17 protein-coding genes are annotated in these 24,502 nt (G+C 64.7%); 8 read left to right on the top strand and 9 right to left on the bottom strand.

Features of this window, described 5'->3' with window-relative positions; all coding sequences use genetic code 11:
• Positions 1-23 precede the first annotated feature (23 nt).
• The gene (locus ACL58G_RS24830; protein ID WP_440963526.1) at positions 24-437 is read left to right on the top strand and encodes a zinc ribbon domain-containing protein; all 414 of its coding nucleotides are present in this window, start codon (positions 24-26) and stop codon (positions 435-437) included.
• Here the strand turns inward: ACL58G_RS24830 and ACL58G_RS24825 are convergent.
• The 3 genes from ACL58G_RS24825 to ACL58G_RS24815 are packed head-to-tail and all read right to left on the bottom strand — an operon-like array spanning position 434 to position 3,530.
• Positions 434-1,792 (bottom strand): ATP-binding protein, encoded by a 1,359-nt coding sequence (locus ACL58G_RS24825; RefSeq protein WP_440963525.1) that lies wholly within the window; start codon positions 1,790-1,792, stop codon positions 434-436. The two genes, ACL58G_RS24830 and ACL58G_RS24825, sit on opposite strands and share 4 nt — an antisense overlap.
• The gene (locus ACL58G_RS24820; RefSeq protein ID WP_440963524.1) at positions 1,768-2,430 is read right to left on the bottom strand and encodes a response regulator transcription factor; all 663 of its coding nucleotides are present in this window, start codon (positions 2,428-2,430) and stop codon (positions 1,768-1,770) included. Before ACL58G_RS24820 ends, ACL58G_RS24825 begins: the two co-directional genes overlap by 25 nt.
• The gene (locus ACL58G_RS24815; protein ID WP_440963523.1) at positions 2,427-3,530 is read right to left on the bottom strand and encodes a glutamate-cysteine ligase family protein; all 1,104 of its coding nucleotides are present in this window, start codon (positions 3,528-3,530) and stop codon (positions 2,427-2,429) included. The genes ACL58G_RS24820 and ACL58G_RS24815 overlap by 4 nt, the downstream gene beginning before the upstream one ends.
• 242 nt (positions 3,531-3,772) lie before the next feature.
• Here ACL58G_RS24815 and pbpG point away from each other — a divergent pair, with 242 nt between their 5' ends.
• On the top strand, positions 3,773-4,699 hold the full coding sequence (pbpG, locus tag ACL58G_RS24810) for a D-alanyl-D-alanine endopeptidase (protein WP_440963522.1): 927 nt from the start codon (positions 3,773-3,775) through the stop codon (positions 4,697-4,699).
• 55 nt (positions 4,700-4,754) lie between these two features.
• Here pbpG and ACL58G_RS24805 read toward each other — a convergent pair whose 3' ends face one another.
• Genes ACL58G_RS24805 through ACL58G_RS24795 form a run of 3 tightly spaced genes read right to left on the bottom strand, consistent with a single transcriptional unit; the run spans position 4,755 to position 5,650 of the window.
• Entirely contained in the window at positions 4,755-4,928 is a 174-nt protein-coding gene (locus tag ACL58G_RS24805; protein ID WP_440963521.1) for a hypothetical protein, read from the bottom strand.
• Positions 4,929-4,940: 12 nt separating this feature from the next.
• Entirely contained in the window at positions 4,941-5,414 is a 474-nt protein-coding gene (locus tag ACL58G_RS24800) for a hypothetical protein (protein ID WP_440963520.1), read from the bottom strand.
• Entirely contained in the window at positions 5,411-5,650 is a 240-nt protein-coding gene (locus tag ACL58G_RS24795) for a carboxymuconolactone decarboxylase family protein (RefSeq protein ID WP_440963519.1), read from the bottom strand. Before ACL58G_RS24795 ends, ACL58G_RS24800 begins: the two co-directional genes overlap by 4 nt.
• Positions 5,651-6,046: 396 nt before the next feature.
• Here ACL58G_RS24795 and ACL58G_RS24790 point away from each other — a divergent pair, with 396 nt between their 5' ends.
• The 6 genes from ACL58G_RS24790 (at position 6,047) to ACL58G_RS24765 (ending at position 16,884) form a co-directional block, all read left to right on the top strand.
• Complete coding sequence (locus tag ACL58G_RS24790) at positions 6,047-6,850, top strand: 3-keto-disaccharide hydrolase (RefSeq protein ID WP_440963518.1); 804 nt, start codon at positions 6,047-6,049, stop codon at positions 6,848-6,850.
• A gap of 8 nt (positions 6,851-6,858) precedes the next feature.
• Entirely contained in the window at positions 6,859-7,698 is an 840-nt protein-coding gene (locus ACL58G_RS24785; RefSeq protein ID WP_440963517.1) for an FAD:protein FMN transferase, read from the top strand.
• Complete coding sequence (locus ACL58G_RS24780) at positions 7,688-8,974, top strand: Gfo/Idh/MocA family protein (protein WP_440963516.1); 1,287 nt, start codon at positions 7,688-7,690, stop codon at positions 8,972-8,974. Before ACL58G_RS24785 ends, ACL58G_RS24780 begins: the two co-directional genes overlap by 11 nt.
• A 29-nt stretch (positions 8,975-9,003) precedes the next feature.
• Entirely contained in the window at positions 9,004-10,392 is a 1,389-nt protein-coding gene (locus ACL58G_RS24775; RefSeq protein ID WP_440963515.1) for a Gfo/Idh/MocA family oxidoreductase, read from the top strand.
• A gap of 279 nt (positions 10,393-10,671) precedes the next feature.
• Positions 10,672-13,860, top strand: a complete 3,189-nt coding sequence (locus tag ACL58G_RS24770) for a TonB-dependent receptor (RefSeq protein WP_440963514.1) — start codon at positions 10,672-10,674, stop codon at positions 13,858-13,860.
• 87 nt (positions 13,861-13,947) lie between these two features.
• Entirely contained in the window at positions 13,948-16,884 is a 2,937-nt protein-coding gene (locus ACL58G_RS24765) for a glycosyl hydrolase 115 family protein (protein WP_440963513.1), read from the top strand.
• Between the two features lie 47 nt (positions 16,885-16,931).
• On the opposite strand, the gene ACL58G_RS24760 is transcribed toward ACL58G_RS24765, so the two are convergent.
• The 3 genes from ACL58G_RS24760 to ACL58G_RS24750 all read right to left on the bottom strand — a co-directional run bounded on the left by ACL58G_RS24760 (position 16,932) and on the right by ACL58G_RS24750 (position 24,394).
• Entirely contained in the window at positions 16,932-18,311 is a 1,380-nt protein-coding gene (locus ACL58G_RS24760; RefSeq protein ID WP_440963512.1) for a glycoside hydrolase family 43 protein, read from the bottom strand.
• A 31-nt stretch (positions 18,312-18,342) separates the two neighbouring features.
• A complete protein-coding gene (locus ACL58G_RS24755) occupies positions 18,343-21,306 on the bottom strand; it encodes a glycosyl hydrolase 115 family protein (RefSeq protein ID WP_440963511.1) in 2,964 nt (987 codons plus the stop codon).
• A 151-nt stretch (positions 21,307-21,457) separates the two neighbouring features.
• Positions 21,458-24,394 carry a TonB-dependent receptor gene (locus ACL58G_RS24750; protein ID WP_440963510.1) on the bottom strand — a complete coding sequence of 979 codons (2,937 nt, stop codon included), beginning with the start codon at positions 24,392-24,394 and terminating at the stop codon, positions 21,458-21,460.
• Positions 24,395-24,502 lie beyond the last annotated feature (108 nt).

Below are 24,502 nucleotides of genomic sequence, written 5' to 3'. Positions count from 1 at the left end.
AGGTTACCAAGTGCGCGCCGCAAATGGCCATCAGATCGGTAGCGAAGACCTCAACGTCAAAGGCATGCTGGGCAACCGGCATCTGGCGGGCCATTGCCGCCATGGGCTTTCACGAGCTGCGCCGCCACCTCGAGTACAAGGCGGCCTGGCGTGGCGGGCGGGTCGCGCTGGCCGATCGCTGGTTCCCAAGCAGCAAGCTGTGCGCGTGCTGCGGATTTCGGCTGGAAACGCTCGTCGTCGATGTGCGTCGCTGGACCTGCCCGGGTTGCGGGGCATCCCATGACCGCGACGTGAACGCCGCGATCAATCCAAGAAACAGGGCGGTGAGTTCTACCGCATCTGCCTGTGGAGGGGAAGACGCTGGCCCCACGCGCGAGCGCAGGGCGAAACCGGTCCCGGCGAAGCAGGAATCCAATAGCAAAGTTATCTATGGCTAGCTTTGCGTAATGTTGGAAGAACGGAAGATGACGCGGGCGCGCAGCCCCCGCTCGCCGTCCGGCCGGTCGAGCAGGGAGATGGTCGCGCCGATCCGGTCGACGATCGACGCCGTGATCGCGAGCCCCAGGCCCGAACCGATCTCGCCGCTGCCGAGCACGCGGTAGAACGGATCGAACACGCGCTCGCGCTCGGCGGGGACGATGCCCGGTCCCGTGTCGTCGACGTCGAGAACGATGCGGTCGCTCGCGGCGGTCACGCGGATGTCGATGCGTCCGCCCTCCGGCGTGTAGCGAATCGCATTGTCGACGAGATTCTTGACGAGGATCCGGATGTCCATGGCGCGCCCCGTAACCGACGCATCGGCATCGCCTACCATGCCGAGATCGATCGCCTTGGCCTCCGCCAGCGGCACGAGGTCCTCGAAGGCTTCCTGGATCGCCTTTTGCAACGGTACCTGCGTCAACGGCTCGCCGCCGCCCTCCTGGGAGCGTGCCAGCGTCAGCAACTGGTCGAGCAGGATGCGCGTGCGTGCCAGGCCCGCCGACAGCGCGTCGAGCCTGGCCCGCGCCTCGCACGGCATCTCGGTCGCCGCCAGGCGTTCCGCCTGCAGCGACATGGCCGTCATCGGCGAACGCAGTTCATGCGCCGCGTCCGCGATGAAGCGCCGCTGCAGCGCCAGCGCGCGCGCGGTGCGGGCGATCAGCTTGTTGATCTCGCTGACGAAAGGCCACACCTCGGACGGGAGCGGCGTCCGGTCCAGTTCCCGCAAGTCGTGGCCGCGGCGCTTGCCGAGCTGTACGGCCAGCCTTTGCAGGGGCAGGAACATCGTACGCACCAGCAGCGCCGCCAGCAGGATGAGGACCGGACCGAGGAACAGGATGGGCATCACGGTGCGCAGGGCGCTCGAGCGGGCCGCGGCGTCGCGGACCGCCGTCTGCTGCGCGACGGCGACGCGTACGCCTTTCGCGTTGGTGCGGACGAAGACGCGCCAGGTTTCGTCGCCGATGGCAACCGTCTGCAACCCGTCGGGCAGGGACGGGCCGAAACGCGGGGGCCTTTCCGGTTCGGGAATGCGCGTGCCGGGCGCGTCGATGAAACGCACGACCAGGCGTGCGTCGAAATCGACGTCGCCCACCTTTTCGCGCGCCATCGGCGATGTCGGCACGGCGTCCAGTCTGCTGATGAGGTAGCCGACCTGGCGCAGCTGCGTGTCTTGGCCGCGGTGCGCCTCGGCGGTGGCGGCCAGGTAGGAGTAGAGGCCGGCGACGGCGGCACCGATCAGGATGGCCGCCGAGATCCACAGCGACAGCCTGAAGCGCAACGACGCCGTCAACGGCCCTTCGCGACCATCCATCCGACGCCCCGGACGTTCTTGATGATGTCGCTGCCCAGCTTCTTGCGGATCGAATGGATCAGGAACTCGATCGCGTTGCTCTCGACCTCTTCGTTCCAGCCGTAGACCCTGTGTTCGAGTTCCAGGCGGGAGAGGATGGCGCCTGGCCGTACGAGCAGCGCCTGCAGCAGGGGGAATTCGCGCGCCGTCAGGCGCACGGTCGCCGTGCCGGCGCGCGCCTCGTGGGTCGCGGGATCGAGTTCGACGATGCCGTTGCCCAGCACGGTGCAGCCCGTACCCTCGGCGCGCCGGCTCAGCGCGCGCATGCGCGCCAGCAGTTCGCTCATCGCGAACGGCTTGACGAGATAGTCGTCCGCGCCGCCGTCGAGGCCGGCCACGCGGTCTTCCGTCGTTTCGCGCGCCGTCAGCACCAGCACCGGAACGCCGTTGTGCGCCGCGCGGATGCGGCGCAGCACCTCCATGCCGTCCATGCGGGGCAGGTTCAGGTCCAGCAGGACCAGCGCGTACTCATGCACCAGCAGCGCGGTCAGCGCCGCTTCGCCGTCGCATACCCAGTCGGCCGCGTAGCTGGCGTCGCGCAGCGCATGCTGCACGACGCTGCCGATCATGGGATCGTCTTCCACCAGCAATACTCTCATCGTTCCACTTTCCATCCGGGCACCACCGGGCTGTCGAACATCGTGCTCGCCAGCCGCGCCAGGTCAGCCGGCCGGGCGCCGGCGGCCATGTGCGCGGTCAGCCAGCGTGCCTGTCCACCATTATGCAGCAGCTCATCGATCAATACGCACGCGGCCGGGAAGTCCGGATCGTCCGAGCGTGCCGCCAGGCGGGCGAGGTCGTCTCGCACCACGTGGGCTATGCTGTGTTTCTTCCGCGTGCACGGGTCGATCCACGCGCCCAGCACGCCGCGCCGCGTGGCGTTGAGGCGGTTCCATGGATACACGTCGGCGGCCCGCCGGCCGGGCCAGCTGCCGGGGCGTTCCGCGACTTCGACGCACAACTCGCGCGCGTAGCAGGCGAGGGCCGCGGCATAGGCCGGACGCAAAGGCGCATCGAGCGCGCGCAGCTCGACCGCCCCATTCGCGGGATCCGGACGGACGTCCCAGTCGACGTCCTCGACGCGCGTGGCGAGGCCGTAGCGCGCAAGACGCGCGACATGCTGCACGACATCCTGCCAGCTGCGCAGCGCGGGCGGCATGATGCCGCTGCCCTGGAACGTACCGGCCACGTTGTTGCGTGCGCTGCAAAAGCCCGAGTCGTGCCCACGCCAGTACGGCGAGCTTGCGGAAAGCGCGATGAACAGTGGCGCGCGCTGATTCAGCCAGGCGCCGATGCGCACCGCCTCGTCGGCGCTCGGCGCACCGATCCGGACGTGCATGCCGAAGCCCGCGCCATGGTTGCGTTGCCTGCCGCCTGTCCGGACCGGATGGGTGCCGCCGCCCGCGACCGCGGCCCCGACCGAGCGGGCGGCCCGCCGCACGCGGCACCGCATGTCTTCGAGCGCGTCCGCCGCCGCGCAGTAGCCGTCCAGCGCCGAGGTGGCCACGTCGAGTGTCGTCGCGTCGATGTCCGGCGTCGCCGCCCAGGCCGCGTCCTGCCCTTCCAGCCGGAACGCGATGTCGGGCGCCGCGGGATGCAGATCGTACGTCTCGCGGTCGAGCACCATCCACTCGAGTCCGATCCTCATGCTGCCCGGCCGCGCGGCGGCGAACCGCGGCGGCGGGATCGATCCAGCCATGTTCGACTTCCTTCCCTGAACGCGTGACGAGCGCAAGGATAGGGGGCCTCACTTAGCGAATACTTAGCCGCCGGCGCAGTCGCATTACGCACCCTGCCGCAGCGGTATGGAGGCATACCGATGGCGTTGCCGGTAACCGGCACCTGGCGTAAACATGAACCGTATTGATTTCCTGACGCTAAGGGTTTGCTAAGTCGGCCTGCCTACCATTGCCGGGTTCCCTCAGCTGCCGATCCGGCGATATGAAATACTTTGCATCTCTCATGCTGGCGCTGGCGTTCCTGTCAGGGCCGGTATCCAGCGTCCAGGCGCGCGCTGCGCGCACCGTCAAGGTCGTCAAGACGAAACCGGCACATACGCACCGGCATGCCAGGCCGCACAGGCGCCATCGGGCGCCGGCGGCGCGGGCGGCCAGGATGGTGGCGCTGAAGTCCAGCGCCGTCCTCATCCTCGACCCGAAGACGAAGGCCGTCCTGTATGGGAAGAATGCGCAGGCCGTCATGCCCATCGCTTCCCTGACGAAGCTGATGACGGCCCTGGTCGTCCTGGAAGCGAAGCAGGACATGGCGGAGGTGCTGGCCGTCACGGATGCGGACGTCGACCGTCTCAAATACTCGTCGTCGCGGCTGCACGTCGGTACGCGCCTGTCGCGCTCGGCCATGCTGCACATTGCACTGATGAGTTCGGAGAACCGCGCGGCGTCGGCGCTCGGGCGGCACTATCCGGGAGGAACGAAGGCATTTGTCGCGGCCATGAATGCGAAGGCACGGGCGCTGGGCATGCGGCGTACGCATTTCGTGGAACCGACCGGCCTGTCGAGCGCCAACGTCTCCACGCCGGAAGACCTGGCCCGCCTCGTCGTTGCCGCCGAACGCCATGCGCTCATACGGCGGTATTCGACGGACCGGCATTTCACGATCCGCCAGGGCCGGCAGCATACCGACTACCACAACACGAACCGGCTGACGGCAAACCCGCGCTGGAAGATCCGATTGCAGAAGACGGGTTACACCGCCGAGGCCGGCCGTTGCATGGTCCTGCACGCCACTGTCGCGGGGCGCCCGACGGTCATGGTGTTCCTCGACGCGCAGGGAAAATTTTCCCGGGCGGCCGACGCCAACCGGGTGCGCGCATGGCTGGCCAGAAACCGGCTCGCGGCGCGCGGCTGAGTCCGCACTTGCAATACGCCCGTGTCTCGATGCCGGGATTCCGCACAGGAATGAATTATAGGCGCGCCCGCTTTCTACCCCAGCGACGCCCGGCACGAAACGCCAACCCGAGGTTCGGGTCGAGCACGACATCCATGGCGTCCAGGTCGACGGCGACCAGCGTGCCGGGAAAGTCGGGCCATTCGGTGTGGCGCGCCAGGCCGGTGACGAGGAAGGTTCGTCGGGTCATGATGGGATCCGATCAGACGGTGGTCGCCAGCAGTTGCTGCAGGACCGGCAGCATGTTGTCCGGCTCCGGACGCCGCGTGTAGTCGGGCTTGACTTCGGCGTAGGCGATGACACCGTCGTGGCCGATGACGTAGCGGGTGGACATCGGCAGCGTCCAGGCAGGGTCGTCGTCGAAGGCCGGCAGATCGTTCTTCAGGCTCTTGTACAGGTCGACCAGGTAGTCCGGCAGCGCAAAGCCCAGGCCGAACGCGGCGGCGACATCGTTGTGCGTGTCGCTCAGGATCGGAAAGTCCAGCTTGTTCTGGTCGTTCAGCGTGAAGACCGGTGCACCGTCGCCTGCCTTGAGCGCGCGGCCGGCCTGGCCCGAGGCGACCAGTTCGGCGGTGGCGCGCTCCATGATCGGGTGGATTTCCGGCGGTGCGAAATAGGGGGCCTTGCCGCCCTTGAAGTCGGCTTTGAATGCGTCGAGTTTGGCTTGCAGCGTCATGAATCGAAGGGCGCGCTGCCCTTGCGGATCGCGATGATCTGGACCGGCGTGAAGCCGACCATGCCGCCAAGCGCGGTATGCGCCGCCAGGCAGTAGGCGCATTCGTTGGCCTGGCTGACTACCAGGTTGATGACCTCGCGCTCCTTCGCGTTCAGCCAGCTCTTGCCGTTCTGCAGGGTCAGGTAGTTGCCGAGTGCGTGCTCGGAGTGCGCCAGCGTGGCGTACAGGTTGGGCACCCTGCCCAGGCCTTCCTGCAGTTTTCGAAGATGGCCTGGTTCGCGGCATAAGATTTATCCCTTGGACAAGAGAACCGGTTTGGATGCGTTAAATGGCGCGGCCAAATTCGACGCATTCGTCGTCAATTAGCCCGTCACCAATACCTTTTTTGAACCAATCGATATACACAAAACATTGGTTCTAACTATTTTATTGAAATAGAGTGAATGAATGAGTGCCGGCCACCATCGTGTTGCATTAACCCGCGATGGAATCGAATCCTTTGTATTGACAAATGCGCCCGTGGATAACGTCTTTTTATTTATTCTGTTATCCGGGTAGGGAATCGATTGCGGGTTTCCACATGTTGTGCTCGCGGCCCTGCTGATTAGCGTTTCGTACACATGGAGACCGTAATGCCCCGCTACCGCATGTTACCGGCGATCCTCGTCGCCGCGATGTTTTCCGCCTCGCCTTTCGCTCAGGCGCAATCCGGTCAATGCGCCGTCACCAGGACGGCCCTGGCGCTGACGCCCCAGCAAAAAGCCGAAGGCTGGACCGTTTTATGGGACGGCACCTCGACCGACGCCTGGCGCAGCGTGAAATCGGACCGGTTCCCGGAACATGGATGGCGGACCTGCGACGGCCTGCTCACGATGGCAGGGAAAGGCGGCGAGGAATCGCGCGGAGGTGGCGACATCATCACCCGCAAGCGCTATGCCGATTTCGAGCTGACGCTGGATGCGCGGCTCACACCCGGCGCGAACAGCGGGGTCAAGGTCTTTACCCAGCCGAATCTGGCGCCGATCGACAAAGTGACGGGCAAGCCGGGCGCGGTGGGTTCGGCGATCGGCCTCGAGTTCCAGTTGCTGGATGACGAGCGCCATCCCGATGCCAAACTGGGACGCAACGGCAACCGGACCATCGGTTCGCTCTACGACCTCATTCCAGCCGCAAAGGACAAGATCCCCGCGCCGGTCGGCCAATGGAATCACGTGCGGATCCTGTCGCGAGGGAAGACCGTGACTTTCTGGCTGAACGGCAGGAAGACCGTGGAATTCGAGCGCGGCTCGGCCGCCTTTCGGGAAGCCGTCGCGGCCAGCAAGTTTCGCGACATCCCCGGGTTCGGCGAATGGGCCGACGGGCACATCCTCCTGCAGGATCACGGCGACGAGGTTGCTTTCCGCAATGTCCTGATCCGCGACCTCCACGGCAAATAAGCGGCCCGATGTTTCACCGGACCTTCGCGTCGATGAACACGCGGCTGAGCATGGTCTTGCCCTCAACGGCAGACCAGGCCGGCGAGCGGCTTGCGGACGAGGTGCGGGGACTGCTGCGCGAACAGGAGTCGATCATGAGCCGCTTCGTGGCCGATGGCGACCTGGCGGTGCTCAACCGGAACGCCGGCCGAGGGGCCGTCCGGGTGAGCGACGCCCTGTGGACGGTCCTGGACGCCTGCATGCGGCATCACCGCCTGACCGGGGGCGCATTCGACATCGCCCAGGGCGCGGGCCGTCCCGGCCATGGCATGCACCTGCTGGACCTCGATCCCGGTGCGCAGACCGTGCGCTTCACCGAGCCGGGGGGGCAACTCGACCTGGGCGGTATCGGCAAGGGAATCGCACTCGACCTCATCAGGCAGGTCCTGCTCGATCGGCACGTCGGCCAGGCCTTTCTCAGTTTCGGGGAGAGTTCGGTGGCCGTGATCGGCAGCCACCCCGCCGGCGCCTGCTGGCCGGTCGGCGTCGAGCACATGTTCGCGCCCGGGACGTCGTTGCACCGCTTCGACTTGCGCGACGGCGCGATGTCCACGTCGGGCAATCGTCCCGGCGAGACCCACATCATCGATCCGGCGAACGGCCGGGCGGTGGCCGGGTGCAGGACCGTGTCCGTCGCCTGTGCCGGCGCCGCGGATGCCGAGGCGTTGTCGACTGCCCTGTTCGTGCTGCCGGCAGCGCGGCGTGCGGAGGTGTTGCGGCGCTATCGGGGCGCGCAGGCCGTGGCGTTCGACTATGGCCTGGAGCGCGGGGCCTGGCGCGTAGAAAAGGAATGGCGATATGCGCAGTAAATCTTTGGACGACATTCGCCATGAGGCGCAGGAACGGCGGCGCTTCCTGGCGCGCGTGGCGGGCGTGGTGGCAGGCTCCTCCTTGCTGAGCGGGCTGCCGTGGATGGCGCCGCTCCGCGCCCAGCCGGCGGGCGATGCGCCCTCGGACCGGGTGCGCATCGGCGTGATCGGCACCGGGTCGCGCGGCAGCCTGCTGCTGCAGTACCTGCTGCGGACCCCGGGCGTCGACGTCGCGGCATTGTGCGACGACTATCCGCCGCACCTGGCCGACGCCATGGCGGCGGCGGGCGGCCGGCCGAAGGCGTTCAGCGACTACCGCAAGCTGCTGGCGATGCCGGGGATCGACGGCGTGGTGGTTGCCACGCCGCTGCACCAGCACGCGCCGGTCTGCCTGGCCGCGTTCGCGGCCGACAAGCACGTGTTTTGCGAAAAGAGCCTGGCGCTCACGGTCGACGAATGCAAGGCGATCGCGCGGGCGGCGAGCGCCAGCCCGCGGGTGTTCCAGGTCGGTCACCAGCGCCTGTTCAGCGCCACCTTCCTGCATGCGCACGCGCTGGTGCGCTCCGGGCACATCGGCCCGATCACGCAGATCCGCGCCAGTTGGCACCGCAACAACGACTGGCGTCGTCCGGTGCCGGACCCGCGCCTGGAGCGCAAGCTGAACTGGCGGCTGTACCGCGCCAGCTCGGGTGGCCTGCTGACGGAGCTGGCGTCGCATCACCTGCAGGTCGCCAACTGGTATCTCGACGCCGCGCCGCTGTCCTGCGTCGGCTACGGCAGCGTCAATCACTGGAAGGACGGGCGCGACGTGTACGACAACGTCAATGTGCTGTTCCGCTACCGCGACGGCGTGACCCTGGTCTACGACTCGCTCACCAGCAACCGTCACCACGGGCTGGAAATCCAGATCATGGGACCCAGGGGAACGATCGAAGGCGAGAGCGGCAGGTTTTACACGGAGGGGCCGCCCCCGGCGCCCGCCGTCGCGGCACTCGTCAAGCAAATCGGGCAGGGCAGGGCCGAGACGGTGCCGATCGGTGCGCCGAGCTGGAAGCCGGAAGCGAAGTCCGGCGAGGTCGGACAACAGCTGCGGCACGAACTGGGCGGCGGCGACGGCACCGAGCTGTCGATGGCCGCCTTCGCCAACGCGATCCGCCTGGGCCAGCGGATGCCCCACATGATCGAACACGCCTACCGTTCCGGGATCGCCGCGCTGATGGGGCAGGCGGCCATGGACGAGGGCCGCGAGATCGCCTGGCCCGGCAGCTATCAATAACGACAACCCGACTACTACAAGGAGACACCATGCCGCAGCCGCTTTTCTCTACCCGTCGCCGTACGATCGTCAAGGGCGCCCTGGCCGCGATGGCCACGCCGATGCTGGCGCAGGCGAAGGCATCCAATGGCAAAGTCAACCTGGCCTGCGTCGGCATCGGCAATCGCGCAGCCCAGGTCATCAAGGCGCTGCACGCGACCGGGCTCGCGAACGTCGTGGCCTTGTGCGACGTCGACATGGGCGCGCCGCATACCGTCGAGATCCTTAAAATGTTCCCCGACGTGCCGCGCTTCCAGGATTTTCGCCGCATGTTCGACAAGATGGGCAAGGAATTCGACGCGGTCAGCGTCGGCACGCCCGATTTCTCGCATTTCCCGATCGCGATGCTCGCCATGTCGCAGGGAAAACATGTCTATTGCGAGAAACCGATGGGGCAAAGCTTCCGCGAAATCGAGATGATGATGGCCGCCGAGCGCAAGTACAAGGTGGCTGCCCAGATGGGCAACCAGGGCCATTCGGAGGCGAATTACTTTCAATTCAAATCGTGGGTCGACGCCGGCATCATCAAGAACGTGCGCGCGATCACGGCGTTCATGAACAATCCGCGCCGCTGGCATGGCATGGCGGTGTCCGGATATCTGCCGCGGCAACCGGTACCGGAAACGCTGGACTGGGACGCCTGGACCGCGACCGGCCCTTACCATGATTTCAATCGCGGATACGTCAATGGCGACTGGCGCTCCTGGTTCGACTACGGCAACGGTGCATTGGGCGACTGGGGCGCGCATATCTTCGATACCGCCCACGAGTTCCTGCAACTTGGCCTGCCGACCGAAGTCGAAGCCGTGCGGCTGGAAGGGCACAGCCCCTTCATCTTCCCGCAGGCGTCGACGCTGGCATTCCGGTTCCCGCAACGCGGCGCGCTGCCGCCGCTGGAACTGACCTGGTACGACGGCGTGAACAATCTGCCGCCGCTGCCGAAGAACTTCGGCACCGCAATCGTGGACCCGAGCGTGCCGCCGCCTTCGAAAGGCAGCGCCACCGGCGCCGTGCTTCCGCCCGGGAAGGTCATCTACGGCGACGGCCTGACCTTCAAGGGCGGTTCGCATGGCTCGGAGCTCCAGATCCTCGGCGACGCCGCGCGGGATATCGCGCTGCCCGCCGTGCCGAGGAGTCCGTCGAACCACTTCGCCAACTTCCTCAAGGCCTGCATGGGCGAGGAAACCTGCCGCTCGCGCTTTGCCGTCGCGGGACCCCTGTGCCAGACGATGGGGCTCGGCGTGATCGCCCAGCGGGTCAACGCCAGGCTCGCGTTCGATCCCGCGACGAAACAGATCACCAACCACAAGCTGGCAAACGCCCTGCTGGCCGGCATGCCGCCACGCAAGGAGTGGGAGCAGTATTACAAGCTGGTCTAGCAATACGCACGCCGGCTCGCCGCTTTCCGAGATACCGGCGTGACTTCCCGCCTGTTTGCATATTCATTTGGTTGGCTTCTCCGCGAACCTTCGAGATCACACGATTTCCTATTTCAAAAACTTCCCGTGGATGCGGAAGTTGTATTGGTCAATATAAACAAAAGATTGGTTCTTATATATCGGCTAACGTAAATTAGCAGAGCAGAAATGCTAATAAATAGTCTTCCATGTTTGCGTGCTTTAAACATGGAAAGGAAATAGTGGAGACTTGAAAAACCAATGAATAATTATTCGAATTTTTATACGCGGCGCTGTCTTTTCGGAGGCCGCGACCTGTTTGCCATGACCGTCCTGGCGGGTTTGATCTCGAGCGCTTATGCGCAGACGGCGCCGGCGCAGAGCGATCCGGCACCGGTACAGGGCGATGTCGTGCCCGTCGCGAACAAGGTCGAGGTAAAGGGCATTCGCTCGTCGCTCGCGATGTCGGCGCTGGAAAAGCGCGACAATATCGGATTGAGCGACTCGGTGTTTTCGGAAGACCTGGGTAAATTCCCCGACCCGAACATTGCCGACGCGCTCGCGCGCGTCCCGGGCGTGACGGTCACCCGCAGTACCCTCGACGGCGAGGGAACGAACATCTCGATCCGCGGCATGGGGGCGTCGTTCACCCGGGTGATCCTCAACGGTGCACCGATGGCGTCGGCCTCCGGTGGCGGTTACGGGAACACGCCGAGCGCCAATCGTGAAGTGGACATGGACTTCCTGCCGTCCGAACTGTTCCGCCGCGCCACGGTGTACAAGAGTTCGACGGCGAGCATGATCGAGGGCGGCATCGCCGGCGTCGTCGACATGCGCAGCGTGCGGCCGTTCGACAAGAGCGGCTTCCGCTCGGCATTCACACTCAGCGGCAATTATCGCGACCGTGACAAAAAGCCCGGCAACACGGGTTCCGGCGTGATCAGCAATACCTGGAACACGCGCTTCGGCAAGGTCGGCCTGCTGGGCGGATTCGCTTTCGGTAACACCAAGTTTTCGACGGACGCGTTCCAGTCGGTCGACATGCGCAATTTCCAGCTGACGTCCAGCCAGGTCGGCCCGGGCGAAAAGCCGAATCCCACCAGCGGCGGCTCGCAATCGACGCCGGCCACCGTGCCCGCCGGCCTGCCGCTGAATTTGCTGCCCGACTATGCCCGCGCCGTACTCGTGCCCGGCAAGCCGATCGACCGGGCCATGTTGCTCGCCCTGAACCCCGGTGCGACGATCCAGCAGATCGACAACGGCCTGATGGGACGCCTGGGACGCCATATGCTGAATTCCGGCGATCGCCATCGCAAGGGCGAGGTGATCAGCGCGCAGTGGCAGCCGAACCAGGACCTGATGCTCTACCTGGACACCATGTTCGCCCAGAAGGGCAGCAACGTCGTCCAGCAGGAGATGAACGTCGGTACGCGCGCTTCGACGCCGATTCCGATCGGGCTGGAGTTCGACCGGAGCGATTGCACCACCGGCTGCACGATCACGAAGGGCATCTTCGCCAACACGTTCTGGGGCCTGGAATACCACCCCATCAAGGAAAACACGCACTTCCAGAGCGCCAACCCGGGCTTCGAATGGCGTCCCACCGACAAGCTGACGATCGACGGCAACATCAACTACACGCGCAGTTCCTTCTACCGGATCACGCCGGGCGTGCTGGTGGCGACGCAGTCCGCGCCATCGGTCATCAGCTACGACAACACGACGCCGGACCAGCCGCCGACCTACACGGGCAATATCGACGTCAACGACCCGAATGCCGGCTTCGGCTGGTACCAGGCCGGCAACAGCACGTCCGGCCTGCGCCTGAACCTGTACCAGCGGTATAACACCACGCGCGGTTCGCGGTTGAATGTCGCATGGGGCGACAGCGACTTTACCGTCAAGACCGGCGTCAGCTACGACGATATTGCGCGCCGGTCGTTCAGCTACGACCAGCAGCCGGCGAACGGCTGGCAGAACCTCACGTGCGGGAACAACATGAACGCCACGTTCCTGCCGCCGAATACGGGGATGCAGGGCACGTGCGATGGACGCGTCGCACCCGGCCCCGTTGCGGCCACGGCCTATCCCGGCTATGGCACGGGGTCGTCGGCGAATGGTGCGCAGCCGCTGGCTTACCAGGGTTCGGTCGTGCCGAACGCCGCCGTGGCCAATTATCTGAGAGCGACCAACCACGGCTTCGTCACGCTGGACTGGGCGAAGTTCGCCAGGGACACGAATTACCAGTACTTCGAGAACATGGCGAACCAGGTCGTCAACAGCGCAGCCGCCGGCAGCACCGCCAGCAATGTCGGGGGCTATCTCCGCGAGACCGTGGGGGCGGCCTATGTGCAGTTCGATGGTCGCGTGAATCTGTTCGGCCATACCCTGCGCTACGACGCCGGCGTGCGCTACGTGCGGACGAGACAGACGATCGGCGCATCGAACGTCGTGACGGATCCACGGAATGCGATGCTGGCGAACGGCGGCCTGTATCCGAACAAGATCGCGTTCGAGTACGAGACGAGGTACTACAACAACGTCCTGCCGGCCGGCGCCCTCGTGTACAACCTGCGCAACGACCTGCTCCTGCGCATCGCGGCGTCGAGGTCGATGACCCGGCCCGATCCGAATTCGCTGAAGCAGACCCGCTACGATACGTCGGACATCAGCCTGGCCAAGATCACGGTGACGAATCCGAACCTGAAGCCGTTCAAGTCAAACAACCTGGACGTCGGTCTCGAGTGGTACTACACGAAGGAAGCCTATGTCGCGGTGGCAGGCTTTGCCAAGGACCTGATCGATCGTCCGGTTACGATGAGCAACGTGATGTCGCTGTCGCAGTACCAGCAGAAGTACGGCTACGCGGTCGCCCTGACGACGACGCAGCAGACGGTGGTGGACAACGACGGCGGTCCGGACAACCATATCGTCACGGTGTCCGAGCCGGTGAACATTGCCACCAAGCTGAAGGTACGGGGCCTGGAGCTGACCTGGCAGCAGCCGCTCGACATGCTGCCGATCAAGGGCTTCGGCTTCACGGGCAATATGACGTTCGTTCACCAAAAGGACTCCACGGCCGGGGCACCGCCCGTGGCAGGCGTCCCCGAGCGCACGAACAACCTGACCCTCTATTACGAGGGCAGGGGCTTCAACGTCCGCGTCTCGCGCCAATATCAGTCCTCGATGGTCACGCAGACGAACACGGGTATCAGCCCACCGGATGGCGCGACGGCCTATGCGTACCAGTCCGGCCGCCAGTCGATCGATCTGTCGCTGGGTGCCAACCTGAAACAACTGTTCGACATGAAGAACAACCTGGACGTGACGTTGAGTGCCTGGAACCTGAATAACGCCGTCAGCCAGAGTTATGTCCAGTTCCCGAACGCCATCTATGACCAGTACAAGCCCGGCCGCAGCTATACGCTGTCCGCGCGCACGTCGTTCTAAGGCTGGCCGGATCGCGTGAGCGGTTCATGGGCGGGCACCACGTTCCCTCGTGGTGCCCGCCTCTTGTTAACAAAGGAGTCAGGAAACATGAAGCACAAGTTGAACAGGCGGGTCGCGAGCGCGCTTGCCCTCGCCATCGCGGCCGTCCTGGGAACGGCCCCGCCGCAGGCGCAGGCGCTCGGTATCAAGCATTTCGTCGATCTCGACGAGAAGGCCGGCGCCGGCGTCGTGCTGGCCGGGAGCGGGCGCGTGGCGCCCATCCTCGTCGGCAAGGACGATTTCCCGGGCGTGGTGCGCGCGGCGCGCGACCTGCAGCGCGACATCGGCAGCGTCACCGGCAAGACGCCGCAGTGGATCGAGGGCGATCCGGGCACCGCGCGCGACGTGATCATCATCGGGACGCTCGGCAAGAATCCGCTGATCGACCGCCTGGCGCAGCAAGGCAAGCTCGATGTCCGCGAACTCGCGGGGCAGTGGGAAGGCTTCGTCATCCAGGCCGTCGACAACCCCATGCCCGGCGTGCAGCGCGCGCTGGTCGTCGTGGGCAGCGACAAGCGCGGCACGATATTCGGCACATATGCCGTCTCCGAGCAGATCGGCGTGTCGCCCTGGTACTGGTGGGCGGACGTCCCGGTGGCCCATCACAAGGCGCTCACCGTCCCGGCGGGAACGCGCATCGGGGAAAAGCCGGCGGTCCAGTATCGCGGCATCTTCCTGAACGACGAGGCGCCCGCCCTGTCGAACTGGGCGAAGGAACGGTTCGGCGGCTTCAATCACAAGTTCTACGAAAAGCTGTTCGAACTGATGCTGAGGATGCGTGCCAACTATCTGTGGCCGGCCATGTGGAATTCGTCGTTCTTCGACGACGACAAGGAAAACTGGCCGCTGGCCGACCGGATGGGCATCGTCATGGGCACGTCGCACCACGAGCCCATGATGCGGGCGCAGAAGGAATGGCACCGCTACGGCAAGGGTCCGTGGGACTATCACCGCAACGGCGAGGTGCTGCGCGAATTCTGGGCGCAGGGCCTGCGCAATGCCGGCAACTACGACAAGGTGATCACGATGGCCATGCGCGGCGACGGCGACGAGCCGATGTCGCAGGACGCCAACGTCGAACTGCTGCAGAACATCGTCCGCGACCAGCGCGCCATCATCCGCAAGGAACTGGGCAAGCCGCCGGAACAGGTGCCGCAGCTGTGGGCGCTGTACAAGGAAGTGCAGGACTACTACGAGAAGGGCATGCGCGTTCCCGACGACATGCTGCTGCTCTGGTGCGACGACAACTGGGGCAATATCCGGCGCCTGCCGACGAGCGAGGAGCGCAAGCGCAGTGGCGGTGCCGGCATCTACTATCACTTCGACTATGTCGGCGTGCCCCGCTCCTACAAGTGGCTGAACGTCACGCAGATCCCGAAGGTGTGGGAGCAGATGAACCTGGCCAACGAGTATGGCGCGAACCGGCTGTGGATCGTCAACGTGGGCGACCTGAAGCCGATGGAAATCCCAACCGAGTTTTTCCTCGCCTACGGCTGGAACCCGCGGGCATGGCCGGCCGAGCGATTGCCGGAATTCCTGCGCGAATGGGCTGCGCGTGAATTCGGCGCGGCGCACGCGAACGAGATCGCGTCCATCGTCGAACGCTACACGCGCTACAACGCGCGCCGCCATCCGGAGCAGATCGATCCCGACACGTACAGCCTGACCGCGTACGACGAGGCGGAGCGCGTCGTGGCGGACTACAACCAGCTGGCGGACGAGGCGAAACGCGTCGGGCAGTCGCTGCCGAAGACCATGCGCGACGCCTATTTCCAGCTCGTCGAGTATCCGGTCCTCGCCTCCGCCAACGCCGTCGACATGCTCGTCTCGGCCGGCAGGAACCGCCTGTACGCGCGCCAGGGCAGGGTGACCACCAACGACATGGCCGCGCGGGTGCGCCGGCTGTTCCAGCGCGACGCCGATCTCGTCAAGCAGTACCAGCAGGGCATCAGCGGCGGCAAGTGGAACCACATGATGTCGCAGACCCACTTCGGCTACACGACCTGGGACCAGCCCTACCGCGACGTGATGCCGGCCGTGTCGGAACTGCGCGTGCCCGAGCCGGGCCAGCTGGCGGCGCCGAACGGGATCCACAGGTCGGACCACATGGGCGTGGCGATCCAGGGCGAGCCGACGGCATGGCCGGTCTTCCCGCCCAAGCCGCTGGTACTGCCGGCGCTCAGCGTGTTCGAGAAGCAGCCGCGCTACGTCGAGGTGTTCAACCGCAGCAGTGCGCCGTTCGACTACACGATCACGGCGAGCCATCCGTGGCTACGTCTCAGCCACACGGGCGGACGGGTCGCGAAGGACCAGCGCATCATGGTGGACGTCGACTGGAATGCGGTTCCCACCGGTACCACGCAGGCGACGTTGACGATCAAGGGGCCCGACACCGCGGAAGTCCTGGTCAGGGTGCCCGTGCACAAGCCTGCGGACTTGACGCCAGCCTCGGCGCAGGGCCACGTCGAGAGCCAGGGCGTCGTCGCCATCGAAGCCGAACACTATACGGCCTCCTACGCGCCGCCGGGACGGCAGTGGCTGAAGATTCCCGGCTATGGGCGCACGCTGTCCGGCATGACCACGACGCCCGCCGCCGCACCGGCACTCGCCGTCAAGGATGGCATGCATCTGGACTACACGGTGAACGTGTTCTCGGCCGGCGACGTGAAACTGCATGCGGTCCTCGGACCGACACTGAAGTTCCAGCCCGGAAGCGGCTTCCGTTACGCGGTATCGATCGATGACGAAGCGCCGCAAGAGGTCAACGTGCATGCCGACCAGTCCGAGGGGTTCTGGAGCCGCGCGGTCTCGAACAACGCCGTGGACTTCGTGACCACGCACCGCATCACGTCCCCCGGACGGCATACCGTGAAGTTCTGGGCGCTCGATCCGGGACTTGTGCTGCAAAGGCTGGTACTCGACGCGGGCGGGATGCGGCAGAGTTATCTCGGTCCGCAGGAAAGCCCGTACTACCCGGGCAAGTAAGCGCGCCAGGTGCCCGGGCAACGGAAGGTTGCCCGGGCATGGTGCATCTAGTCGAATTGCCAGTAATCGACGTTGAAGACGATGTGGCGTCCGTTGGCATTGAAGACGAAGTACAGGTCCTGCACGCCGGTCACGCCGGATGCCGGCACGGCCAGTTCCTTCCATGCGTCCGCGCCGCCGGTGGCCGGCACGTCCACGCTTGCGACCAGCGTGCCCTGCGGCGATCCGGCCCGGACGTCGATGTGGCCACCCGGGCCGGCGCTCGCCACGCTCGCCTTGAACGTGCGCGGCCCGCGCGCGCCGAAATCGACCCCGGCCACTTTCACGTAAGCACGCGGGCCGACCGGATACACGACCATCCCGCCACGCGGATCCTTCGCGGTCCTCACCCCGGCGACCCAGTCGAAAGGACGGTCCCAGTCCCGCTTCACGCGGGATTCCCATGCGATGGTCTCGGCTTCGACCCGCTCATACGGAGACAGGGGCTGGACCTGTTTCACGCCCGTCGCGTTCCAGAATGGTTGCGTCGGAATCGTGCCGTCCGGCCGATAGCTGAAATCGGTGACCGAGACGGAGCGCCGCTCCCGGTGCAACGGCGTGTCCGCGAAATTCAGCCGGTAGCTGAAGCCGAAGACGTAGGACTTGCCCTTGAAATCGACGATGCCGGGATGGTTGCCCGTCGATTCGGTGGTCGGGTCCATGATCTGGCCCTTGTATTCCCATGGTCCGGTCGGCGTGTCGCTCATCGCGTAGCCGATGCCTTCCGAACAGCACGTGGATGCATAGGCCAGGTAGTACTTGCCGTTCCGTTTGTAGACCCACGGGCCTTCCTGGTAGTTGTTGGGCTTCGCATCGATCCGTTCGATCTTGCCCGAATAGGAGATCATGTCCTTGTCGAGCCTGACGTACCAGAGGTTCGGATTTCCCCAGTACAGGTAGGCTTGCCCATCGTCGTCGATCAGCACGGTCGGATCGAAATAGCCTTCGCCGCGATCGATCAGCGGACGCCCCAACGGGTCCTTGAACGGACCGAGCGGGCTGTCGGCGACGGCCACGCCGATCACGTTCCGGGGCGAGCCGCTGACCGTGACCGGCGCGTACAGGTAGAACTTGCCGTTGCGTTCGACGACTTGCGGCGCCCAGGCATCGTTGTCCTGGTTGGCCCAGGCGAAGATCGAGAGATCGGCGACCGTCCCGCGATCGGTCCAGTTGACCATGTCTTTCGACGTGTACAGCTTCCAGTCGCGCATCTTGAACCCCTGCGCATCGTCTTCGTCGTGCGAGGTGTAGAGATACACCGTGTCCCCTTGCACCAGCGGTGCAGGGTCCGCCGTGAAATTGGTCTGGATGATCGGATTCTCGGCGAACGCCGGGAGGCAGGCCCCCCAGCAAACGGCAACGGCGACGGCGATGCAACGCAGGTTCATGTCAGGTCCTCATCGGTGGGTGATGAATCGCTCAGTGGGCAGGCGGATTGCGCGGCTTCGACGGCGGCCCGAAATAACTGTCGGGCAGCGGACTATCGGACAGGACGATTTTCTGCACGACGATCGTCGGGTCGACCATGATGATCTTCAGGTCGTACTTGCCGGGACCGTGCACCTTCACCGTGAAGCGCATGGTACGTGCATTCTCGGACGTATTCTTGAAGTGATATTTTCCAAGGAACGTCTGGTCGGCTCGCGTTGCCGGCGGAAATACCCGAACGACCTGCGGCGCGGCGTCGTCGAGGGCGACGGCGACGGCCAGCTCGCGTCCCGGATAATTGTCCAGCGTGGGCGCCGTCACCAGATCGACCTGCCAGGTGCCTGCCGACGCAAAATAGACCGGGTATTCGAGACGGGGCGAGTCGGCAAACGGTGCGCTACGCGCCGTGACCGGAAACACGGTCATCGCGCCCGGGCCCCGTCCATAGTCGGGCAACCATTCCCAGCGGGCATATTTGCCGGGGATGTTGCGCACGGCATCCTGGGCGTCGAATGCGATGGGGCCGGTCTGGCCGCCGAACGCGCCGGCCGCGGCCTTGGTCTCGTCGCCAACGGCGATGGTCGCGTAAGACCGCACGACGACGCGCTGGTTGCCTTCGCTGACCGTGATTTGCCCCAGTTGTGCCGACCCGACCGGAACGCGGCTCCAGTCGATATCGACCCAGATGCGCTGGTCGTTGCTCCCGTCGGGCGCGGGCGCCTGCGACAGCTTGACCCATGGTTTGTCGGCGAGGGCGGTGAAGCGGGGCGGGCGCCCGTCTTTCGAGAACACGTCGATGTACGAGCGCTGCTTGTTGATGGAATCGAAATACGGAAGGGTCGGCGTGCTTTCGCCGCCCGGCCAGGCCTGGTCCGAACCGTCGATGGCGACACCGAATTCGCCCGCGGCGCCGGCGGGGACGGAGGAGGTCGCCGGCATGACGTTTTCGGGTGGAGAACGCCAGTCGCGGTAGCCGATGTGGGTCTGGTCCATCATGTGATTCCATTTGCCGCCCGCCACCTGCGTGTTATAAAAATCGGACAGGTCCTGGTCGCGCTTGAACAGGGCGCGGACGCGCTCGGCCTGCGTGTTCGCGGCGTAGCGTCCTTGTTTGGCGTACAGATGGTTGCGGCCTGCCGCGATCTCGAGATCGATGAAATTCGAGAGCGCGAGGATAGGGTGCAGCACCAGTTCGTAATACGCGTCCTGCTGGTCCGCGGGAATCGAGGTTTTCAGCAGCGTGGCGCGTTTCGCCAGCGCGTTCCAGGCTTCGGAAACCCGTTCGGCCTCGCGGTAATTGACCAGGCTGAACGTATCGGGCCGCACCAGTTCCGGCTTGCGCCAGGCATTGTATTTCGCGTATTTCGCGACGAGGTCGGCGATTTCCGCGGCGTGCTGCGCGCCGAATTCGCGTTCGGCCCAGCGTTGCGTCCACCCGGCGATGTCGTCCTTGCCCATGCCTTTGGGGCTCCACGCCAAGCGGAGGAAGAACTCGATCGGCACTTCCAGCGGCTTGAGGTCGCCGACATTGGCGATCCAGATCTGGTTCGCACCGTATTCGTGGGCGAGATTCATTTGCTCCCAGATCTTGGGCAGCGGATTGCTGTTGAGCCACTTGTACGAGAACGGGCCGCCATTCATGTCCATGTGGAAGTAGATGCCCGAACCGCCGCTGCGCTTGCGCTCCGCCGGCGTCGGCAGGCGGCGCAGGTTGCCGACGTTGTCGTCCGTGAAGAGGAGGGTGACGTTGTCGGGGACCTTGAGCCCCGCGTCGTAATACTTCTGGACCTCGGTGAACAGCGCCCACAGCTGAGGCACTTGCCGCTGGTCGACGCCCATCTCTTCGGTGAGGATCTGCTGCTGGTCGTGGATGATTTTCTCGATGAGCTTCTTGTTGGCCTCGAGACCGCCCGCATCCGGCATCGCCGTATCGCCATCGCCGCGCATGCCCATGGTCACGATGCTTTCGTAGGCCTTGTTGCGCCGGATGCCGTCGCGGAAGAAGCGTTTGAGGCCGTCTTCGTTCGTCGCATAGTTCCATTCGCCGTTGCCATAGTCGCGGCGGTGCGCGAGCCATTCGTGGTGGGAGCGCACCATCGGTTCGTGGTGGCTCGTGCCCATCACGATGCCGTAGGCGTCGGCAAGCCGGGGATTGTCCGGATCGTCCTCGTTGAAGGCATTCGTCCACATGGCGGGCCACAGGTAATTGGCGCGCAGGCGCAGCAGCAGTTCGAACATGTGCGTGTACATCTTCGAATTCCCGCCGCCGAATTTTTCGCGCGACCACTTGCCCAGCGCCGGCTCCTCGTCATTAATGAAGATGCCGCGGTATTTCACGGCCGGCGGACCCTGGACCCAGGCGCCCGCACGTACGAACAGCGCGCTGGCCTTCTTCACGGGGACGTCGGCCCACCAGTACCACGGTGACACACCGATTTGTTCCGAGATCTCGTAAATGCCGTAGATCGTCCCCCGTTTGTCGCTGCCGGCAATGACGAGCGCACGCTCGACGCCGGGCATCGGATTGGCGACGTTGGCAATCACGAAGGATTCCCATTTGCCGCGTATCGCTTTCACGTCGAGTTTGCCGGCACTGACCAATGCATCGACGAGCGCGCTGTGCCCCAGCGTCCCGATGATGACGGCGGTGCGTGTATTGGCGGCCGCGGTCGACAGCGCGGGTTTCGCGCCCGTGACCTTGTCGATGTCGCCTTGCAGGTCGGTTGCCGCACGCATGACGCCCCAGTGGTCCGCCTTGTCCACGTAAAGGGGGGCGGCATTGCCGTCACTCACGAGCGGGATACTGTTTGCGCTCGGGGTTGCAGAAACGAGCTGGACGCCGAGACCGAGACTCGGCGCCGCGCAGGCCCACGGCGTCCCCAGCGACATGACAAGAACGAAGGCGATTTGCCAGAACGTGGCAAACCGCCGCTTGAATACGGACATGTGTTGCATGATTCCCTCTATCGAAAACACTGATGCGTCGTTCGCACATTGAAAAAAATCGCTCCGCGTGAGCAGAGCGATCAAACTCCCGAGAGCCAGGAGGGAGCAATGCACGGTCTTGTCGCGGCGGTACTGCCAGGCCACCGCGACGGCATGGTCATCAGAACTTCATGCGCAATCCGACGGCCAGGGTACGTCCCGGCTTGTAGCTGGTGTACGTCGCGTTCGGGTACTGGAAGTAGGCACGGCGCGTCGTGTTCGTCAGGTTCACGACGTCGAGCGTCAGCGTGGGATAGTTGTCGCGGTCCAGGATTTCCGCCAGGTCGACCTGCGACGAGAAGTCGAGCTGTTTGAAATCATCGCCGAACAATGCCGCGTTCGTGATGCCGTTCTGGTTCGGGCCGGAATTCTGGCTGCCCTGCGAATACGTGTGCGACAGGCGTGCCAGCAAACCATGGTTTTCGTAGTAGACCTGGAAGTTGTTGCTCTTCTTCGGCACGCCCAGTGCGACGAAGCCCGCGGAGCCTTCGCCGCTCGCCTTCTGGTTGATCATGGTGAGCGTTTCCGAGAAGCCGAAACCGCGCCACGGCAGCAGCTTGTCGAGCGGCTGCACCCAGCCCAACTCGAGTCCTTGCACCTTCAGCAGGCCCGAGGCGTTGCGCTGCGACGTCGTGACGATCGTCGCGGCATTCTGGCCGCCGCGCGCATCGAGCGAGCCCTGCTGGGTCGGCGTCAGGTTGCTGTACGTGATGCCGTAGGCGGCCAGGGCGCTGAACGGCACCGTCACGTTCTGGTTCAACGTGAACCCGTTCAGGTTTTTCTGGAAGACCGTGGCCGACAGATAGCCCTCGCGCCCCATGTAATACTCGACGCCGACATCGAAGTTATCCGAGATATACGGTTTCAGATCCGGGCTGCCCAGCGTCGCGGTATCGGCCGACGGCGACGAGAAGTTGATGCCGGGGCGCAGCGCATCCGGGTTCGCACGGGTCATGCTGCGCGATACCGACGCGCGCAGCACCAGGTTCTTGGCGAGGTCGTAGGCCAGGCTGGCCGAGGGCAGCGTATTGTTGTAGGTCTTGTCGATATAGACCCATTGGCTGATGTTCGGGAAAGGCGTGCTTCCCGCAGGCAGGGTCGCGTTGCGCGGGTCCACCGTGGAGTTGTAGGCGCCGACATTCTGCTTGGTACGCACGTAGCGCACACCCGCGTCGTAACGCAGCGAACGGTCGAATACAGGCACCGTACCGTCGACCTGGAGGAACAGGCCGGTCGTCTTCTCGTCGATATAGCCCGTGCTGGCACCCGTATTGGAGGAGCCCGCGACCGGCGCGGACTGCAGCAGGGCATCGTAGCCGGTGGCGGCCGCGAAGCGGTTGAAGTCGACCGACAGCAGGTTGTCCGGACCCTGGACCAGGTAGTTGGCAATGCCCAGGCCGAGCGAACCGGGGCCCTGGCAATTGGCCGAGTTGGCGCAGACCAGGTTCTGCCATGCCGTCGTGTTGTCGCGTGCGGTAATGCGGCGCATGATGTCGTCATACGCGAAGCCGCCCTTGATGCTCAACGCCTTGTCGCCCCACGTCAGGGACGATCGCACGCCTTGCGTCTTGGTCATGCGCTCTTCGGCATTGATGCTGACGCGGCCGCCTTGCGAGGTATTGAGGACCCAGCTGGCCGGATCATAGGTGTCGACGTTGCTGGTAATGCTCGGGAGCGCGCCGTTCTGATAATCGATGGTCGTGCCCGAATTTTGTGCCGTGACGGGACCGACGGTGGGCGACTGGCGCGTGAAGGTCGAGCGCGTGTAGTTCACCTGGCCGTCCATCTTCAGTTTGTCGGACAGTTTCCATTCGAAGCCGGGGTTCACGCCGATCAGGCGTACACGTTCGTTATAGGGACGATACTCGAGGAAGTACTGGGCATTGGCGAACGTGCCGCTTTCCACCACGCAGCCATTGGCGCAGTCGCCACCCGACACTTTCATGTTGAGCGGAATGACGGCGCCGTTGCGGCCGACCCAGGAGGTGTCCGTGCGCTCCAGCGTATTGTGTTTTTCGCTGAACATCGAGTCGACATAGAAGTGCAGGCTGTCGCTCGGGCGATATTCGCCGGACAGGACGGCGGTGATCTTGCCCTTGTCGCCGTACTCGGCCATGCTGCGTCCCAGGCGCGGAATCAGGGCGTTGTCGATTTGCTGGATGGTCAGGCCCGGGTTATGGGCGAGCAGGAACGCCTGGTCGATGGGGGCGCCCGGCGTCAGTCCGTTGCCCGCATTGGACGGTACGGTGGCCGGAATCGTGAAGTTGCCGCCGCCGGTATTGTTGCGCGTCGGGCTGTTGTTTTGGGCGGCCGAGAGATTTGGGTTCGTGTAGCCGATGGTCTCGTAGCCGGTCGTATGGACCTTGGTGCTGCCCCAGGCAATGCCGCCCAGCAGGCCCCAGGTGTTGTTCCAGGTGCGGCTCGATACCAGCGAACCCCGGTTACCCCATTTACCCGCGACCTGGCTGCGCGTGCCGACGACGTTGAACGAATTGAAGTCGCCCTTGTGGTCGAACGGGCGCGCGCTGCGCATGTCGACGACGCCGGCAGCGCCGCCTTCCAGCATCGATGCCGTCGGGCTCTTGCTGACCGTCAGTTTCGTGAACAGGTCAGTCGGCAGCAGGTCGAGGTCGACCTCGCGGTTCGAACTCTGGGCGTCGGTCGTGCCGGTCGACGCAACGGCGACGGGCGCGCCGTTCAACAGCACTTTCGTGAAGCTCGTACCGAGACCGCGGATCTGGACGTTGACGCCTTCGCCCGTGATTTCACGCGATACCTGGACGCCCGGGATGCGATTCAGCGATTCGGCGATATTCGTATCCGGGAACTTGCCGATGTCCTCGGCGAAGATGGAGTCCTGGAAGCCGGTGGCTTCGCGCTTGTCGCGCGCGGAGGAGGCCAGCGAGGCGCGGTAACCCGTCACGGTCACCGTCTGCGGGGCCATCGGCGCCGCTTCCTGGGCATAGGCGGTGGACACCATGCTTGCCAGGATAGTGAGTTGCAGGATGCGGGTGCCCGTACGGGCGTCGTGTCGTGAACGATTCGTGCTGCTGTTCATAGAGTCTCCAAAGTTTATTTTTATAAACAAATAAAAAATACAAACCCTGTCGGCGATGCGTATTCACGCAACCGTTCGATTCGCGACATGCGGAAAAGGCCTCGAGGG

Origin of the sequence: Massilia sp. GER05, assembly GCF_052056005.1 — a bacterium.
GTDB classification, from domain to species: Bacteria; Pseudomonadota; Gammaproteobacteria; order Burkholderiales; family Burkholderiaceae_D; genus Telluria; species Telluria orientalis.
This window is presented reverse-complemented; position numbering and strand designations above follow the sequence as displayed.